Raw genomic sequence first — 16,562 nt, 5'->3', positions numbered from 1 at the left:
CAGTCACTGAACCGGCATCAGCAGGCTGTTCATCAGGGCGCGCAGCTTGAGAGGTTTGACCGGTTTGCTCACGTAGCCGAAGCCGTGCTCACGGATCTGTGCCTGCAACTCGCTCTTGCGATCCGCACTGATGATGATGCCGCCGATACCGTTGCCGTGGGCCAGCCTGATCATGTGCAGCGCCTGCAACCCTGTCTTGCCGTCATCCAGGTGATAATCCGACAGCACCAGCGCAGGCAGGAAGCCGCCGCTGATGATCTCTTCCGCCTGCTCCTGGCTCTGGGCACAGCGCACCTCGCAGCCCCAGCGTCCCAGCAGCGAGGCCATGGCGATGAGGATATCCTCCTCGTTGTCGATGCAAAGGATCCTGACCCCTTCCAGCTGACTGTCTCGCAGGGCCGGGGTCGTCACCTGGCTGGGGATGACGGGCCGGGTCGCGAGGTTCAGGGTGATGGCAAAGACGGACCCCGCTCCGGGCCAGCTGCGCAGGGAGAGCTGATGACCCAGCACCAGCGAAATGCCGCGGGCGATGGCGAGCCCGAGGCCAAGTCCCTGCTCCCTGGCGGTGCGGGAGTGATCGAGGCGGGAAAACTCGTCGAAGATCGCCTCCTGCTTGCCCTCCGGGATGCCGGGGCCGTTGTCCCACACCTCGATGCGCACCTTATCCCCCATGCGGCGACAGCCGAGCAGCACCCGACCGCCGGGGTTGTAGCGAAATGCGTTGGTGAGGAAGTTCTGCAACACCCGCCGCAGCAAGCGCACATCGCTGTAGACCGCAAGGCGGCTCTCCACCACGGAGAACTGGATCCCACCGGCCTGGGCCAGCACGCCGAATTCCGCCTTGAGATTGTCCAGCACATCGCTCAGGGCGAAATCGAGCTTCTTCGCCTTGAACTTGCCCGCCTCGAGGCGCGAGATATCCAGCAGATCCGTGATGAGATCCTCGGTCGCCCCCAGGGCGTCGTCGATGTGGCGAGCGATGCGGGCCGGTTCGTCCTCCGGGGGCAGCATCTCCAGCAAGGAGGAGGTAAAGAGCTTGGCCGCGTTCAGCGGCTGGGTCAGGTCGTGGCTCACCGCCGCAAGGAACCGGCTCTTGGACTGGTTGGCCCGCTCCACCTGCTGGTTTACCAGCAGCAGTTGGCGGTTGAGTTCGGAGAGCTCGTGGGTGCGCTCGGCCACCCGCGCCTCCAAGTGCTCGTTCGCTTCCCGCAGCACCCGCTCCGCCGCCCTGAACGGGGTGATATCGGTGAAGGTCATGACAAAGCCCCCCGCAGGCATGGGGTTGCCCTGCATCTCGATGACCCGGCCATCGGGACGCTCCCGCGCCGAGACATGGGGGCTACCACGCTTCATGAAGGCAACCCGCCGCGCCACCTGGGCCTCGATGTCTCCCTGGCCGCACAGCCCCTGTCCGGCGTTGTAACGGATGATCTCCTCGATGGAACGGCCCACCTGAATGAGACCGGGGGGATAGGAGAACAGCTCGATGTAGCGTCGGTTCCAGGCCACCAGCCTGAGCTCCCTGTCCACCACGGAGATCCCCTGCCCCATGTGTTCGATTGCCCCCTGCAACAGGCCGCGGTTGAAGCGGAACATGTCGGAGGCCTCGTCCACTATGGTGGCGATCTCCTCGAGCTGCATGTTGCGTCCCTGCAGGGCGGAGGCCAGCACCAGGCGGGCGGACGAGGTACCGAACACCCCGGCCAGCAGTCGCTCCGTGTGGGCGATGAGCTCGGCGGAGGCCTGCATCTGGGGCGCCAGGGTGCCTCCCCGTTCGCCCGCGAAGCGGCCGAAGGCCCGCTTGACGCGGCTGGAACCGACGAAGCGGGCCGCCAGCATCTCCAGCTCCTTCACCGAGACCCGCGCATGATAGAGCGCCGAGGTGTCCCGGCTCGTCTTGCCGACGAAGTTGGCTGCCTGCAGCCGCTCGCTCACCGCCGCCCGTGACAGCAGGGAGCCCGCCACATAGCCGGCGAGGTTGAGCAGAAGACTCAGGAAGAGGCACCAGGCCCCCAGGCTCAGATCCCGCACCGCTGGCCAGTCTGGGGGCGCCAGCAGGGCTTCGAGGGGGGAGCCAGCCAGCAGTCCGCTCTCCGCCAGCAGGGTCACGAACCAGAGGCTGACCCCGAGGGCGAGTCCGAGATAGACGCCCTTGCGATTGCCATGACGCCAGTACAGGCCGAGCAGCAGGGCTGGCGCGAACTGCGCCACGGCCCCGAACGAAAGATAACCGATGCGTGACAGACTGGTGAGATCCCCGAGCCAGAGATAGAGCGCCCAGGCCGCCAGCAAAATCAGCAAGATGGCGCCCCGACGCACCTGCAGCAGCAACCGCATCAGGCGTTCGTCCCGCCCCTGTTGCCAGACCCGGCGCAGCAGGACCGGCAACACCAGATCGTTGCTCACCATGATGGCCAGGGCGATGGTGCAGACAATCACCATGCCGGTGGCCGCCGAGGTGCCGCCGAGAAATGCCAGCATCGCCATGCCGTCGAATCCGAGGGACATGGGGAGGCTTATCACATAGGTGTCCGAGGCCATGTCTGCCCCGACCCACTGCTTGCCTGCCAGCGCCAGCGGCCAGATGAAGAGCCCCATCAGGAAGAGATAGAGGGGGAAGATCCAGCGGGCCCAGTGCAGATCCTGTCCCTGGTTGTTCTCCACCACGGTCACGTGAAACTGGCGCGGCAGGCAGATGACGGCGCACATGGCGATCAGGGTGTAGATGGCGAGCTCCAGCAGGCCGCCCGGCGTCACCGCCACCACCGCATCGAGGAAGTCGCCCGCCACCAGGGTACGCGCCTCGCTCGGTCTGGCGATGATGAGCCAGAGCGCAAAGCCCCCCACCGCCATGAAGGCGAGCAGCTTGACCACGGACTCGAAGGCGATGGCCACCACCATGCCCCTGTGGTGCTCGGTGGCATCCAGGTTGCGGGTGCCGAACAGAATGCTGAACAGGGCCAGCAGCAGGGTGACACCCAGCGCCAGCTCCGCCATGTTGCTGGTGGGGCTGACCCCCGTGCTGTTGGCCATCAGCAGATCGAGCCCGGTGACGATCGCCTTGAGCTGCAGCACCAGGTAGGGAAGTATCCCCATGACGGCGATGAGGCTGATCACCATGGCCAGGCGCTGGGACTTGCCATAACGGGCGGCAATGAAATCGGCGATGGAAGTGATGTGCTCACGCTTGGCCACCAGGATGAGGCGGGCCAGCAAGCGCCAGCCAAACAGGAACACCAGCATGGGGCCCAGGTAGATGGGCACTGGCGACCAGGGGGATTCGCTGGCCTGGCCCACGGTGCCGAAGAAGGTCCAGGAGGTGCAATAGACCGCCAGCGACAGGCTGTAGAGCAGAGGCTGCCCCTTGGGGCGACGGCGCTTGTTCTTGTCCGCCACATAGGCGATGAGGAACAGCAAGCCCAGATAGGCGAGCGACAACCCGATCAGCAGCCATCCTTGGTGCATCTCTCTACTTCCCTTGTCCAGATAAGTCGGAGGCCTGCCGCGCCAGAGACCGGCAGACCTGTGTCATCGGCCCTGTTCAGGGCTCTCTTCGCGCAGCCGCAACACGAAGACCGGCAGTACTACCAGCACCATGATAAAGAAGATGCCGCCTCCCAGCGGCTCGAACAGAACGCCGCAGATCGCCATCAGGGCCGCCACCGTCATGCCAAGACCCAGGGCCGCATAGAGCGCCTGGGTGGGGATCTGCTGCTCCGCGGGCAACTGGCGGGTCATGAAGCGGATGGCGCCGAGGTGACTGACGCAGAAGGTGACCCCGTGCAGCAGTTGGCCGAGCACCAGCACCGCCAGGTCGGTAGAACTGCCGAGCAGCACCCAGCGCACCACGCAGCCAAGGGCCCCCACCAGAAACAGGGTCTGGGCGCCGAAGCGCTGGAGGAAGCGCTTGTCCGCGGCGAACATGGCGATCTCCGCCACCACTCCCAGAGCCCAGAGATACCCGATCAGGGTGCCGCTGTAGCCGGCGCTCTTCCAGTAGATGGCGCTGAAACCGTAGTAGGCCGCGTGGCTCCCCTGCAGCAGGGCGGTGATGAGCAGGAAGCGGCGCACCGGGGCCGACCTGAGCGTGACGAGCAGCGAGGCCTTGGCCCGCTCCCCTTGCAGCTCCCTAGGGGCGGGTCGCAGCGGCAGCAGGCTGAGCCCCAGCATGATCAGCAGCCCGGCCACCATGGTGTGCAGCACCCAGTCGCTGCCAAAGTTGCCCACCAGGGCCCCCACCAGGGTGGAGGCGACGATAAAGGCAAAGGAGCCGCACAGCCGCACCTTGCCGTAGTCGAGGTGGGTCTGCACCACCATACGGGTGGCAAGCGCCTCTCCCATGGGCATCAGGGTCGGGTAGATGAAGTTGGCCGCCAGGGTCAGCACCACCAGCCACCAGAGGCTGTGGCCCAGATAGAAACCGAGGAAGGCCAGCAGACTCAGCAGACAGAGCAGCCGGGTGACGGGCAGCAACTGGCCGGCACCCTTGACTCGCCCCATCACCATCAGGTTGCCGGCAAAACGGATGGCCATGCCCACCCCCAGCAACAGCCCTATCTGTTCAGTACTCACCCCGATGCCTTCCAGCCAGAGCGACCAGAACGGCAGATAGGCACCATAAACGAAGTAGAAGGCACCAAAAAACAGGGCTAACCAGGAGAACGCGGGCATAGAGGCTCGGGCTGCATGACAAGGGGCACAAATGATAACCGATTTCGGGGCGGGGATCCCCAGGCGGCATGACAGATAAAAACCATAAATATCAATAAAGTTGAACCTTTGTCACATCCCCCTGTCTATTGGGTAACACCGCTTCCTGATGAGTGTTGCAATCCTTCCACCCGCCCCTGGCGGGTTTCTTTTTTGCAGACGCCGACCTTCATGACAAAAGGGGCCCGAGGGCCCCTTTCCTGCATGCTGGTCCACGACCATCAGAACACGTACTTGACCCGTGCACTGAGGTTGCGGCCAGGCTCGGTCTGCTTGCTGGTATCCGCGGTGGCGGCAAGGCCAGTGATGCTCTCGTAGCTCACGTACTCCTTGTCAAACAGGTTGAACACCCCCACGTTGAGCTGCAGGTCCTGCACCGGCTTGAACTGGGCATAGAGATCCACCACGCCCCAGCCTGCGCTCTTGATGTTGTCGTTGCCTCGCGCATCCTTGCCCACCTTGTCCATGTCGTCGGCAAAGCGCAATGCGGTGTTGATGTTCCAGTTCGGCTGCTCCAGACGCACCCCGACGCTGCCGTTCAGGGGGCTCAGGCTGTTGATGTAGTTGCCCTCGCCATCCTTGCCCTCGATGTAGGCCAGGTTGCCCCAGACGTTGACCAGCTCGTTCAACCAGTAGTCCGCCTTGGCCTCGGCCCCCTTGGTGGTCGCCTTGTCCAGGTTCTGGTACTGATAGAGGGCGGTACGGCCTTCGGTGCCCACGGCCGTCAGCTCGATGAAGTCATCGAACTTGTTGTAGAAGGTGGCCACTTCATAGCTGAACCCGCCACGGCTGCCGCGCACCCCCAGATCGATGCCGTCGCTGCTCTCTGGCTTGAGGTTCGGGTTGGGCTCGATGCGATAGCCATACGCCTGGTGGTTCAGGGTGGAGAAGGCGTTGTCATACATGGGCACCTTGAAGCCGTGGCTGTACTGGGCGAACAGGTTCGCTGCTTCGTGCGCCTTGAACACCAGCCCCAGCTTGGGAGAGAACTCCCCTTCGGAGATCTTCTTCATGTTCTCGCCCGTGTAAGCGGGATCCTCGTCCGGGGTCATCTTGTAGTAGTCATAACGCACGCCCGGGGTCAGCACCCAACGCTCGCCGAACTTGATCTCGTCAAAGGCCCAGAGCGCACTGCGCTCGCTGGTGGTGGAGGGGAAGCTCAGCTCGTTGTAGCCGACGAAGTCACCCGGAACGGTCGGCCCCTTGAAGCGGGTGCGCTCGTTGTCGGTGTGCTCGTATTCCAGGCCCCAGGCCAGACGCTGGCTGGCGAGCGCCTTGTTGAACTTCACCTGGGCGCCCAGGCTCTCCTGCTCGAAACCGTTGTGATCCAGGGAGTTCTTGGTCACATAGGGGTTGCCCGGCATGACCGGATACTTGGACGAAGCGTACTGATCCAGGGTCTGCTTGGCGCGGCTGTAGTAGATCTTGCTGTCCACGCGATCCGCCCAGGGGGCGTTCAGGGCGAAGCCATGATCCAGTACCAGGGAGAGGTTGTCGGTCTCCTTGTCGGTAATGGGCTGGTTGAAGACGGAGCCCGCCTTGGTCAGATCGATGGCATCCGGATCCTGCCCCTCGGTGAAGTAATCCACCGTCAGTTTCAGGAACTGATCATCGGAGAGATTCCACTTGCTCTTGAACAGCACGGCCTGGCTGACGATGTCGAACTCGTTCTTGTCGCCGTCATAATTCTGGGTGACACCGCCATCGCGCCAGGTGTAGCGCAGCAGGTTCTCGACATCCCCGGTGCGCAGCGCACCCGTGATGCCGGCCATTCTCTGGTGGCTGCTGGAGGCATAACCCGTGGTCGCATCCAGATAGCTGTCGCGGCCCTTGAGGAAGTCGCCAGCATCCTTGGTGGTGATGGCAATGACGCCTCCCAGGGCATCGGAACCGTAAGCGGCGGAGGCCGGCCCTTTGGCCACTTCCACCTGCTTGATCATATCGGTGTCGAAGTAGGTCTGACCCACACCGCCATTCTTGTAGGCATCGTTCTGGCGCACACCGTCCTGCACCACCTTGACCCGGTTTTCGCTCATGCCGCGAATGGTGAAGGTCTGGGCATCTCCTGCGCCTCCCTGCACGCTCACCCCGGGCTCATAGCGGAACAGATCGGCGACGTTGCTGACGACCTGCTCTTCAATCTGCTCCGAGGTAATGACGGCGATGGGACCGGAAACATCTTCCAGCTTCTGTTCCATCCGGGAGCCGCTGACGACCATGACTTCATCGGCTTCCTTGTCTGCGGCGAAAGCGGGGGAGATCAGCCCGGCCGCCACGGCGAGGGCTATCAGGGAGGGGGTGTTGTTGTGCGCCACTGCAAAGTCCTTATTGAGAATTATTATCAAGCGGGAGGCATATTACCCCGCCAGAGACAAAGATCAATAATAAAGTGAATCATTCTCATTTCACTTTATCGTCATTCCCCCTTACACTGGCGCCACTTTTTCGCTCGCCATGCCGCCATCCCATGGTGCAGCCTTTTCCCATCCCCTGTTTCGTGAGTGAGTAACCATGATCCGACGACTCCCCCTGCTCGCCCTGCCCCTGCTGCTGGCCGCCTGCGCCACCACGCCGCAGAACACCCGACCCGAGACCCTCTATCACGCACGGCTCGATACGGCCCAGGGGCAGGCGCTGACCTTCGAGCAGGCGGTGGCGCGGGTGGCGGATGCCGACATCGTGCTGGTGGGGGAGCTTCACACTCACCCGGCCATCCATCTGTTGCAGGCACGTCTGCTGGCGGGGCTTGACGAGATGTCGCAAGCCGATGGCCGGGCCCTGGTGCTCTCCATGGAGCAGTTCAGCCGCGCCGATCAGCCGGTGCTGGATGCCTACCTGGCCGGACGCATCGGCGAATCAGCCCTCATTCGAGATGGCCATGCCTGGCCCAACTACCAGAGTGATTACCGCCCTCTGGTGGAATTCGCCAAGGCGCAGCACCTGCCAGTGATCGCCGCCAATGCCCCCAAACCCCTGGTGAGCTGCGTCGGTCAGGAGGGACCGGCCTGGCTCGACAAACTGCCGGCCAATCGCCGCAGCCAGATTGCCCGCGAGCTGACTCTGGGGGATGACGGCTACCGCCAGAAGTTCATGGCCTCCATGCACCATGGGGATGCGGACGGCAACGCCCGTCGCTTCGCCGCCCAGACCAGCTGGGACGACACCATGGCCGAAAGCATGGTGGATTATCTGGGCAAGCATCCCGGCAGGCGCATCATGCATATCGCCGGCAACTTCCACGTGGAGGGGGGACTCGGGATCGCCAGTCGCATCGCCAGCCGCAATCCGGCACTCAAGGTGGCACTCATCGTGCCGCAAACCGGTGACGAGACAGCCCCCGGGAGAGACGCCGATGTCAGGGTCCACATCGCTCCCCTGCCGGAACGCTGGCTAAATGCAAAGGAAATGAAGCAAGATATGGGCGCACTGCATCAATCCCGAAGCCGTGACTGCAGCCAATGGTTGCAACCCTCAAAATAGCTCAAGGATTTCATATGGATGTGTTACTCGTCATCGACATGCAACAGGGGTTGTTCGATAACCCCCGCCATCAGGATGCCCAGGTCATCGCCAACATCAATCGTCTGGCCGATCGCGTGCGGGGCCAACACGGACGGGTCATCTATGTGCAACACGACGAACCGGGTTCCGAGCTGGAACCTGGCAGTGCGGGCTGGCAACTGCACGCCGATCTGGCCCCGTCTCCCCACGACAGCCGGGTGCGCAAGACCGCCTGTGACAGCTTCCTCGATACCGAGCTCGGCTTCCTGCTGGCAGAGCAGTCGGTAGACAGACTGCTTATCTGCGGCTGTGCCACCGACTTTTGCGTCGATACCACGTTGCGCAGCGCCGCCGCCAGGGGCTTTGACGCCTTTGCGGTGACCGACGCCCATACCACGGCGGACAGGCCGCACCTGAGTGCGGAGCAGATCATCCAGCACCACCACTTCATGTGGCAGCATCTGAGCCTGCCTCAAGGCAGAAGCGTGACCCTGCTCACGACGGATGAGCTGCTGGCCACCATCTAACCCGAGCGGGCGTGTTAAGCTGCCCGTCCTGATGTGAACACCCGATTGGAGTCTTGTGTGCGTCTACTCTCTGCCGTTGCCCTCACGCTGCTGTTACCGGCGCTCACCGCCTGCTCCGGATTGCCGGGGGCAGCCCCCGATGGCCCGGCCCCCCTGTTCCACACCCATATCAGCGACGACGGGAGCAAGCGCTTCACCTTTGAGGCCGCCCCTCTCGACGTCATGCCCACCCGGTTGCAGGAGGGAGATGACAACCGGCTGAGCCGCCGCGACAAGAGCCTGCTGGAACGCCGGGAAGCCCTGCAGGACGAGCAGCTCACCCAGATGCTGGCCACGCGCAAGTATTGCCGAAGCGGCTATATCGTCCTCAGCCAGACCTCCTGGAAGATCCGCGGGGAATGCAACGAAAGCGCCAGCCAGGCCGATCGCGATACCTTCCCCAACCAGGCAGGCTGGCAGGAGTAACCCGGGACATAACAACAAAACGGGCAGCCCATGCTGCCCGTTTCTCATCTCGCTGATTGTCCCCTCAAACCGGTTCATCCGCCGGGCTGATCAGCTCGGCGCCGTTGTCGATGCGTTTGTGCCCTTCCACCAGGTGAACGAAGTCCACCAGCTCGTCGCCGGAGACACGGAACGCCTGACCGAATCCCTTGACGAACAGTCCCTGCTCGGGCTTGAGCCTAAACAGCACGAAGTCCTTGAGGTTGGAGAGCCCTTTGACTATCTCGCCGAAGCGCCCTTCCAGCGCCGCAACGGCCTTCTCCCAGCGTGCGTCGTCGCGCGCCACCACCTCGGCGACTGCATCGAAGGTCAGACGCTTGCGGGCAAACAGCTCGCGTGCCCCGGTTTCGTCCTCGATCAGCATCAGCGATACCTTGGGCACCTGTTGCAGGTTGCGGGCGTGGCGAGCTATCTCGGAGATGAGCACATAGTATCCATCTTCCTGCAGCACGAAGGGGGCATAGCTGGCATTGGGGTTGCCTTCGCCATCCACAGTGGCGAGCTGCAGGGTACGGCAACCGTCGCGGAACTCGCGGATCTCCGGTTGCAGGCGGTTTTGCAGGCGCTCCTGACGTTCACTCATGCTTTCACTTCCTCTTGATACTGACGGCGCAGGGCCATGAAACGCTCCACCTGCTCAGGCAGCAGTTGACGCTGCTCGTCCCGGCCCAGGTAGATCTTGAAAATGCAGCGGCCACTGTGGCCGAAGAACTGGAAGGAGTGCCCTTCCTTGCCCATGAAGAGCTTGCTGACCAGGGCGATGCCCGCCACGTTGTCGAGCTTGAGGTGGCCGTGCAGCTCGCCGTCCCGCCCCATCAGGTTGTAGTAGCCGCGCGCGTTCTTGCCCTTGGGGAAGGGAGCCTTCACCTCGAAGATGGAGCCGTCGGATTCGACGATGGTGGTCACCTGACCCCAGCTGGACAGGTCCGCCAGCAGGGCTTCGGCCTCCCCGGCCGGCACTGGCGTCATCAGGGCGGCAGGCAGATTGCGTACCACCTCCCACTCGCTGACGGCCAGCTCGGTGGCGAGGGTGGATGGGTGGGCGCTGGGGTCTTGCTCCAGCAGCGCGTGAATGCGTTGTGCAATGCTCATCGGTTCTCCCTGGATGCTCTGGCGATGGTGCTCGGTGTCGCGGCGGATACTGTAATAAAGCGCCCCAAGTAACGCAATTGATAATCGCTTTCATTCTCAGTGCATTTTGATGGACGACTTGATATTCTCGGCGGCAACCCTATTTCATTCACCCTTCGGAGGTTCGCATGGGCCGTCGTTTTGCCCTCGCATTCAGCCTGCTCGGCTGTGCCCTTTCCCTCTCTTCCCCATCCGTCATGGCGGTGGAGCGTATCGTCAGCATAGGCCCGGCCACCACGGAACTCATCCTGGCGCTGGGGGGCGAGCAGAGCCTGGTCGCTACCGATGTCAGCAGTCCGGAGCCCAGAGGCGTGCCCAAGGTCGGCTATCACCGCGCCCTCGCCGCCGAAGGGATCCTGAGCCTCTCTCCGACCCTGGTGGTCGGCAGCGACGAGATGGGCCCGAACAGCACGCTTGATCAGTTGCGCCGTGCCAACGTCAAGGTCGAGGTCATGGCCACAGCCCCTACGCTGGCCAACCTCAACGAGCGTATCGACACCCTGGCCCATCTCCTGGGTGACCTGGCGGCAGGGAGCAAGCTCAAGGAGGAGATTGCCGCCCAGAGCGACACCCTGGCGGCGCAGGCGAAGCAGAACAAGCCCCTCAGGGTCGCCTTCCTGCTGCTGCACAAGGGTCAACCCACCAGCATCGCTGGCGGCAACACCACCGCCAGCGCTCTCGTCACCCTGGCGGGCGGCGTCAATCCGGTGGCTGGGCTCCACGACTACAAGCCCGTTTCCACCGAATCCCTCATCGAGCTGCAACCTGATCTGGTGCTGGTGAGCGGCCGCAACTGGCAACAGTATCAGGATCCCGACGCCGTCCTGAGCCAGGTGCCCGCCCTGTCAGCCACCCCGGCAGGCAAGAACAAGGCCATCCACGCCATCGACGGACATGCCCTGCAAGGGGGGCTCAGCCTCCGTTCCCTGCAACAGGCGAACCAGATCGCCCAGTGGATCAAGCAGGGTTCCTGATGCGCCTGCCTCTGCCCTGGCTGCTCGCCCTGACCGGCTGCGCGCTGGCGTTGCTGCTGGTCGGGTCCCTCGCGACCGGCCCCATGTCCCTCTCCCTTGGCGAGAGCCTGCGCGCCCTGTTTGCCGGACCACAGAGCGGGATTGAGGCTCACAAATTATTGATCGTGCAGGAGATCCGTCTGCCACGAACCCTGCTCTGCATCGCCGTGGGGGGCATTCTCGGCCTCTGCGGCGCCGTCATGCAGGGACTGTTTCGCAACCCCCTGGCAGATCCCGGCATCATAGGGGTGTCGGGCGGGGCGGCACTCGGCGCAGCCCTGGCCATCGTGTTGCTCGCTCCGCTGGGCTCGCACCTGCAGAGCCTGCTCGGCCTGGGGTTGCTGCCCCTGCTCGCCTTTCTCGGCGGAGCACTCACCACCACCCTCGTCTATCTGCTGGGTACCCGGGAAGGGGGCACCTCGGTCACCGTGATGCTGCTGGCCGGGGTGGCCATCACGGCGCTCTCCGGCGCCGTCATCGGACTGCTCACCTATCTCGCGGACGATCAGATGCTGCGCAACCTGAGTCTGTGGCAGATGGGCTCCCTGGCGGCAGGCAAGCCGGTCGATGTGACGCTGGCGCTGCTGACCCTGGCCGCTTTGCTGCTGCTGTTCATGCGCGATGCCAATCCCCTCAACGCCCTGCTGCTGGGAGAAGGAGAGGCACGGCACCTGGGGGTAAACGTGCAAACACTGAAGCGTCGCCTCATCCTGCTCACCGCTGCCGGTGTCGGCGTGGCGGTGGCCGTGGCGGGCATGATCGGCTTTGTCGGCCTGGTGGTTCCCCATCTTGTACGGCTGCTGGCCGGTCCCAACCATGTCCGCCTGTTGCCGCTGTCTGCCCTGCTGGGGGCTGGCCTGCTGCTGGGGGCCGACATGCTGGCACGCACCCTGCTCGCTCCGGCCGAGCTGCCCGTCGGCATCATCACCGCCCTGCTGGGGGCCCCCTTCTTCATCTGGCTCTTGGTCAAGAGCCGCCAAGCCCTGTAACAGGAGATCGCCACTTTGCCCGGATCCCCCTCCCCCCTGCTCAGTTGCCGGGGTCTTCGCCTCAGTCGTGGCAACCGGCTTATCCTGGACAGCCTGGATCTCGACCTGCATGCCGGCAGCCTGACCGCCCTGCTCGGCCCCAACGGGGCGGGCAAAAGCTCACTGCTCAAGTGCCTGACCGGCGAGCTGGAACATGAAGGGAAGATCCACCTGTTCGGCCAGACCCGCAGGGGGTGGGCCGACAACGCTCTGGCCCACCGGGTCGGTGTGCTGCCGCAAAGCTCCTCCTTGAGCTTCCCCTTCCTGTGCGAAGAGGTGGTGGCCATGGGCCGGCTGCCCCACAGCGAGCCTGCCAGCCGGCGCGACGAGATAGTCCGCGCCGCCATGACCCACGCCGGGGTCGACCATTTGGCGAACCGCCTCTATCCCGGCCTCTCCGGCGGGGAGCGTCAACGGGTGCAGTTCGCCCGGGTGCTGGCCCAGATCTGGCAGGCCCCGGAGGAACCGCAGCAAGCGCGGCTGCTGCTGCTGGACGAGCCCACCTCGGCGCTGGATCTCAAATACCAGCACCAGTTGCTCGCCATGGCCCGGGCACTGGCCGGTCGCAACACCGCCGTGCTGGTGGTGTTGCACGATCTCAATCTGGCAGCCCGCTACGCCGATAGGCTGGTGATGCTGGAGCAGGGCAGGCTGATGGCTGACGGCAGCGCAGGCGAGGTGCTGACCCCGGCGCTCATCGCGCGCCTCTACGACTACCCCGCCCAGGTGATCCACCACCCCGAGAGCGGCGTCCCCATGGTGGTGTGACACCCGGGGGCAGATAGCAACAGAGCGCCATCAGGCGCTCTGTCTTATTGCGGTATCCAGCCTTGGGCTGACCAGCAGGGCAATCCCCACGGGCACATCAGGCTATCTGGTAGCGCCCCGGCTTGTGATTGAGTGTCAACACCAGGTTACAGATGATGGCAGCCACCACGGAAAGCGCCAGCAGCCAGGGGGAGACCACGAAGAAAGAGGCGACGACGATGGCGCAATCCAGCCCCATTTGCAGCTTGCCTGCCCGCACACCCCATCTGTCCTGAATGAAGAGCGCCAGGATGTTGAAGCCCCCCAGGCTCGCCTTGTGGCGGAACATGATGAGCAGCCCCATGCCGATCAGGGTGCCGCCGATCAGCGCCGCATAGACGGGTTCGATCTTGCCGATTTGCAACACGGCGTTGAGGTGATCCGTCATGAAGGAGACGGTGGCCACGGCGGCAAAGGTATTGAGGGTGAAGCGCGGCCCCATTCTGAGCCAGGCTAGGGCATAGAAAGGAAGGTTCATGGCGAAGAACAGCAGGCCGAAGCTGATGCCGGTCACCTGTTGCAGCAGCAGCGCCAGGCCGGCGGTGCCACCGGTGAGCAGGCCGACCTGATGGAACAGGAAGATGCCGAGGGAAACGAAGCCTGCTGCGGTCAGCAAGGCGAGCACATCCTCATACAGTGGATGCGCAGAGCGTGAAGTGTTGTCCATAACCAGGTATCCAGTCGCGAAGTAAGAGAGTGTTGGCCGCCCATCGGGCGGAGCGAGCCCCGTGAACCGGGGCTTCGTTATGCCGACAGTCTCCATTTTGAGTGAGATGGATCACAAGTCCCGCCCTTCACGCGCCAAATTGGTGCGCGTCATCCAGGCGTTACAATCCTTGCACCAAAATGTCCCACGCTCACCGCCGGCATGATGCTGAAAAACCTGAAACGGGGCGCTGCCCCTGCGCCCGAATCGTTCTAGAATGAGTCGCTTGTCACTGCCAGCGGAACAACAGCGGATGAGAGTCACCGTATTCGGAATAGGTTATGTCGGGTTGGTTCAGGCCGCCGTACTGGCGGAGATGGGTCACAAGGTGATCTGTGTGGATGTGGATGCCGACAAGGTCGCGGCCCTGAAAGCGGGACACATTCCCCTCTTCGAGCCCGGCCTCGCCCCTCTGGTGCTGCGCAATCATCAGGCCGGTCGCCTGATCTTCACCACAGACCCGGCACGGGCGGTGGAGTTTGCCGAGCTTATCTTCATCGCGGTCGGAACGCCGCCGGACGAGGACGGATCCGCCGACCTCCATCAGGTAATGACGGTGGCGGACACCATAGGCCGCCTGATGCAAGGGGGCAAGGTGGTGGTCAACAAGAGCACTGTCCCTGTCGGCACCGCCAGCCGGGTATGGCGACACATTGCGGAGCGCCTCGCCGACCGTGGTCTCGATCTTCCGCTCGACGTGGTCTCCAACCCCGAATTTCTCAAGGAGGGCGCCGCCGTCGCCGACTGCCTGAGGCCGGATCGCATCATCATCGGCACCGACTCCGATCACGCCTTCTCCCTGCTGGAGGAGCTCTACGCCCCCTTCAACCGCAAGCGAGACCGCATCCTGCGGATGGATGCACGCAGCGCCGAACTGACCAAGTACGCCGCCAACGCCATGCTGGCGACCCGCATCTCCTTCATGAACGAGATGGCCACCCTGGCCGAAGCCCTGGGCGCCGACATCGAGGAAGTGCGCAAGGGCATTGGTGCCGATCCGCGCATCGGCCACCACTTCATCTACCCGGGCTGCGGTTATGGCGGATCCTGCTTCCCCAAGGATGTCAGGGCGCTGATCCACACCGCGAAGGAGGCGGGGTGCGAGACCCCCCTGCTGCGCTCGGTGGAGCAGGTCAACGAGGCGCAGAAGCACAGGCTCATGACCCGGCTGCACCACCATTTTGGCGCCAGTCTGTCGGGGCGCACCTTCGCGTTATGGGGACTCGCCTTCAAACCCAATACCGACGACATGCGCGAAGCCCCGAGCAGGGTGCTGATGGAGGCGATCTGGGCAGCAGGAGGCAAGGTGCAGGCGTTCGACCCCGAGGCCATGACCGAGGCCGCCCGCCTCTATGGCCAGCGGGCGGACTTGACCCTGTGCGACACCCAGGAAACCGCCCTCCAGGGGGCCGACGCCCTGCTCGTCTGCACCGAGTGGCAACAGTTCCGCGCACCGGATTTCGACCTGCTTCGCCAAACCCTGAAGCAGGCCATCATCTTCGACGGCCGCAACCTCTATGACCCGGCCCGTCTGCGCCAGCGCGGTTTCACCTACTATGCCATCGGCCGTGGCGACAGCCTGACCCATCAGGAGGAGCGATGAAGTACCTCGTCACCGGCGCCGCCGGGTTTATCGGATTTCATGTGGCGCGCAGGCTCTGTGGCGACGGCCATCAGGTGGTGGGGATAGACAACCTCAACGACTACTACGCGGTGAGTCTCAAGGAGGCGCGCCTCGCCTTGCTCACGCCTCTGCCCGGCTTTCGCTTCGAGCGCACCGATCTCGCGGACCGCGCGGCCATGGCTTCGTTCTTTGCCCGCGAGCAGTTTGACCGGGTGATCCATCTGGGGGCCCAGGCCGGGGTGCGCTACTCCCTGGACAACCCCTTCGCCTATGCCGACAGCAACCTCACCGGCCACCTCACCGTGCTGGAGGGGTGTCGCCAGACCCGGGTGCAGCACCTGATCTATGCCTCCTCCAGCTCGGTCTACGGGCTGAACGAACAGATGCCGTTCAAACCGTCCCATGGGGCGGATCATCCCGTCTCTCTCTATGCGGCGAGCAAGAAGGCGGGAGAGCTGATGGCCCACTCCTACTCCCATCTCTACGGTCTGCCCACCACCGGGCTGCGCTTTTTCACCGTCTACGGCCCCTGGGGTCGGCCCGACATGGCCCTGTTCAAGTTCGTGCACGCCATCCTGAACGGCGACCCCATCGACCTCTACAACCAGGGCCAGCTCTGCCGGGATTTCACCCATGTCGACGACATCGTCGAGGGGATAGTGCGCATCTCAGACATCCCCCCTGCGGGCGATGCCCACTGGCAGGGGGCCCCGGACGCCAGCCCGGCCCCCTATCGCCTCTTCAACATCGGCAACGGCAGCCCGGTCAGGCTGCTGGACTTCGTGGATGCCATCGAGGCGGCCCTCGGCAAACGGGCCATCCGCAACATGCTACCCATGCAGCCCGGCGACGTGCTCGCCACCTGGGCCGACACCCGCTCGTTGTTTGACGCCACGGGCTATCGCCCCCGTGTCGGGCTCAAGGAAGGGATTGACGGCTTTGTCCGCTGGTATCGGGACTACTACCGGGTCTGAGCCAGGCGAGGTGGCAGGGTCCCCTGGCTCAGACCCT

Annotated in this window: 14 protein-coding genes; 8 read left to right on the top strand and 6 right to left on the bottom strand. The window is 63.9% G+C overall.

The window, feature by feature from the left end:
- Positions 1-3 precede the first annotated feature (3 nt).
- The 3 genes from AB5Y93_RS05450 to AB5Y93_RS05440 all read right to left on the bottom strand — a co-directional run bounded on the left by AB5Y93_RS05450 (position 4) and on the right by AB5Y93_RS05440 (position 7,025).
- The gene (locus tag AB5Y93_RS05450) at positions 4-3,465 is read right to left on the bottom strand and encodes a NahK/ErcS family hybrid sensor histidine kinase/response regulator (RefSeq protein ID WP_368228928.1); all 3,462 of its coding nucleotides are present in this window, start codon (positions 3,463-3,465) and stop codon (positions 4-6) included.
- Between the two features lie 63 nt (positions 3,466-3,528).
- Entirely contained in the window at positions 3,529-4,671 is a 1,143-nt protein-coding gene (locus AB5Y93_RS05445) for a 3-phenylpropionate MFS transporter (RefSeq protein WP_010673233.1), read from the bottom strand.
- Positions 4,672-4,931: 260 nt separating this feature from the next.
- Entirely contained in the window at positions 4,932-7,025 is a 2,094-nt protein-coding gene (locus AB5Y93_RS05440; protein ID WP_368228927.1) for a TonB-dependent hemoglobin/transferrin/lactoferrin family receptor, read from the bottom strand.
- A 196-nt stretch (positions 7,026-7,221) separates the two neighbouring features.
- On the opposite strand from AB5Y93_RS05440, the gene AB5Y93_RS05435 reads away from it, so the two are divergent.
- Genes AB5Y93_RS05435 through AB5Y93_RS05425 form a run of 3 tightly spaced genes read left to right on the top strand, consistent with a single transcriptional unit; the run spans position 7,222 to position 9,203 of the window.
- Complete coding sequence (locus AB5Y93_RS05435; RefSeq protein WP_368228926.1) at positions 7,222-8,190, top strand: ChaN family lipoprotein; 969 nt, start codon at positions 7,222-7,224, stop codon at positions 8,188-8,190.
- A 14-nt stretch (positions 8,191-8,204) separates the two neighbouring features.
- Positions 8,205-8,738, top strand: coding sequence for a cysteine hydrolase family protein (locus AB5Y93_RS05430; RefSeq protein WP_182957147.1), 534 nt, complete (start codon positions 8,205-8,207; stop codon positions 8,736-8,738).
- 57 nt (positions 8,739-8,795) lie between these two features.
- Positions 8,796-9,203: a hypothetical protein gene (locus tag AB5Y93_RS05425; RefSeq protein ID WP_368228925.1), complete on the top strand. Its 408-nt coding sequence runs from the start codon at positions 8,796-8,798 to the stop codon at positions 9,201-9,203.
- Positions 9,204-9,267: 64 nt separating this feature from the next.
- Here AB5Y93_RS05425 and hutZ read toward each other — a convergent pair whose 3' ends face one another.
- Both hutZ and hutX read right to left on the bottom strand, forming a co-directional pair.
- On the bottom strand, positions 9,268-9,825 hold the full coding sequence (gene hutZ, locus AB5Y93_RS05420; protein WP_368228924.1) for a heme utilization protein HutZ: 558 nt from the start codon (positions 9,823-9,825) through the stop codon (positions 9,268-9,270).
- A complete protein-coding gene (gene hutX, locus AB5Y93_RS05415; protein ID WP_368228923.1) occupies positions 9,822-10,334 on the bottom strand; it encodes a heme utilization cystosolic carrier protein HutX in 513 nt (170 codons plus the stop codon). The genes hutZ and hutX overlap by 4 nt, the downstream gene beginning before the upstream one ends.
- Positions 10,335-10,501: 167 nt before the next feature.
- Between hutX and AB5Y93_RS05410 the strand changes: the two genes are divergently transcribed.
- The 3 genes from AB5Y93_RS05410 to AB5Y93_RS05400 are packed head-to-tail and all read left to right on the top strand — an operon-like array spanning position 10,502 to position 13,182.
- Complete coding sequence (locus tag AB5Y93_RS05410) at positions 10,502-11,347, top strand: hemin ABC transporter substrate-binding protein (protein ID WP_368228922.1); 846 nt, start codon at positions 10,502-10,504, stop codon at positions 11,345-11,347.
- Positions 11,344-12,375, top strand: a complete 1,032-nt coding sequence (locus AB5Y93_RS05405; protein ID WP_041211331.1) for an iron ABC transporter permease — start codon at positions 11,344-11,346, stop codon at positions 12,373-12,375. The genes AB5Y93_RS05410 and AB5Y93_RS05405 overlap by 4 nt, the downstream gene beginning before the upstream one ends.
- 15 nt (positions 12,376-12,390) lie before the next feature.
- Entirely contained in the window at positions 12,391-13,182 is a 792-nt protein-coding gene (locus AB5Y93_RS05400) for a heme ABC transporter ATP-binding protein (RefSeq protein ID WP_368228921.1), read from the top strand.
- Positions 13,183-13,279: 97 nt separating this feature from the next.
- Here AB5Y93_RS05400 and AB5Y93_RS05395 read toward each other — a convergent pair whose 3' ends face one another.
- Positions 13,280-13,888, bottom strand: a complete 609-nt coding sequence (locus tag AB5Y93_RS05395; RefSeq protein ID WP_039040037.1) for a YitT family protein — start codon at positions 13,886-13,888, stop codon at positions 13,280-13,282.
- Between the two features lie 292 nt (positions 13,889-14,180).
- Here AB5Y93_RS05395 and AB5Y93_RS05390 point away from each other — a divergent pair, with 292 nt between their 5' ends.
- Both AB5Y93_RS05390 and AB5Y93_RS05385 read left to right on the top strand, forming a co-directional pair.
- Positions 14,181-15,530 carry a UDP-glucose/GDP-mannose dehydrogenase family protein gene (locus tag AB5Y93_RS05390; RefSeq protein WP_368228920.1) on the top strand — a complete coding sequence of 450 codons (1,350 nt, stop codon included), beginning with the start codon at positions 14,181-14,183 and terminating at the stop codon, positions 15,528-15,530.
- The gene (locus AB5Y93_RS05385; RefSeq protein WP_368228919.1) at positions 15,527-16,525 is read left to right on the top strand and encodes an NAD-dependent epimerase; all 999 of its coding nucleotides are present in this window, start codon (positions 15,527-15,529) and stop codon (positions 16,523-16,525) included. The genes AB5Y93_RS05390 and AB5Y93_RS05385 overlap by 4 nt, the downstream gene beginning before the upstream one ends.
- Positions 16,526-16,562: the final 37 nt, after the last annotated feature.

It is taken from the genome of Aeromonas sp. R10-1 (assembly GCF_040908465.1).
In the GTDB taxonomy this organism is placed as follows: Bacteria; Pseudomonadota; Gammaproteobacteria; order Enterobacterales; family Aeromonadaceae; genus Aeromonas; species Aeromonas caviae.
This window is presented reverse-complemented; position numbering and strand designations above follow the sequence as displayed.

Excerpts from the sequence above, each read along its gene's own strand:
- AB5Y93_RS05390 (WP_368228920.1), top strand. The coding sequence starts at position 14,181 with ATGAGAGTCACCGTATTCGGAATAGGTTATGTCGGGTTGGTTCAGGCC.
- AB5Y93_RS05385 (WP_368228919.1), top strand. The coding sequence starts at position 15,527 with ATGAAGTACCTCGTCACCGGCGCCGCCGGGTTTATCGGATTTCATGTG.
- AB5Y93_RS05395 (WP_039040037.1), bottom strand. The coding sequence starts at position 13,888 with ATGGACAACACTTCACGCTCTGCGCATCCACTGTATGAGGATGTGCTC.
- AB5Y93_RS05445 (WP_010673233.1), bottom strand. The coding sequence starts at position 4,671 with ATGCCCGCGTTCTCCTGGTTAGCCCTGTTTTTTGGTGCCTTCTACTTC.
- AB5Y93_RS05410 (WP_368228922.1), top strand. The coding sequence starts at position 10,502 with ATGGGCCGTCGTTTTGCCCTCGCATTCAGCCTGCTCGGCTGTGCCCTT.
- hutX (WP_368228923.1), bottom strand. The coding sequence starts at position 10,334 with ATGAGCATTGCACAACGCATTCACGCGCTGCTGGAGCAAGACCCCAGC.
- hutZ (WP_368228924.1), bottom strand. The coding sequence starts at position 9,825 with ATGAGTGAACGTCAGGAGCGCCTGCAAAACCGCCTGCAACCGGAGATC.
- AB5Y93_RS05435 (WP_368228926.1), top strand. The coding sequence starts at position 7,222 with ATGATCCGACGACTCCCCCTGCTCGCCCTGCCCCTGCTGCTGGCCGCC.
- AB5Y93_RS05430 (WP_182957147.1), top strand. The coding sequence starts at position 8,205 with ATGGATGTGTTACTCGTCATCGACATGCAACAGGGGTTGTTCGATAAC.
- AB5Y93_RS05450 (WP_368228928.1), bottom strand. The coding sequence starts at position 3,465 with ATGCACCAAGGATGGCTGCTGATCGGGTTGTCGCTCGCCTATCTGGGC.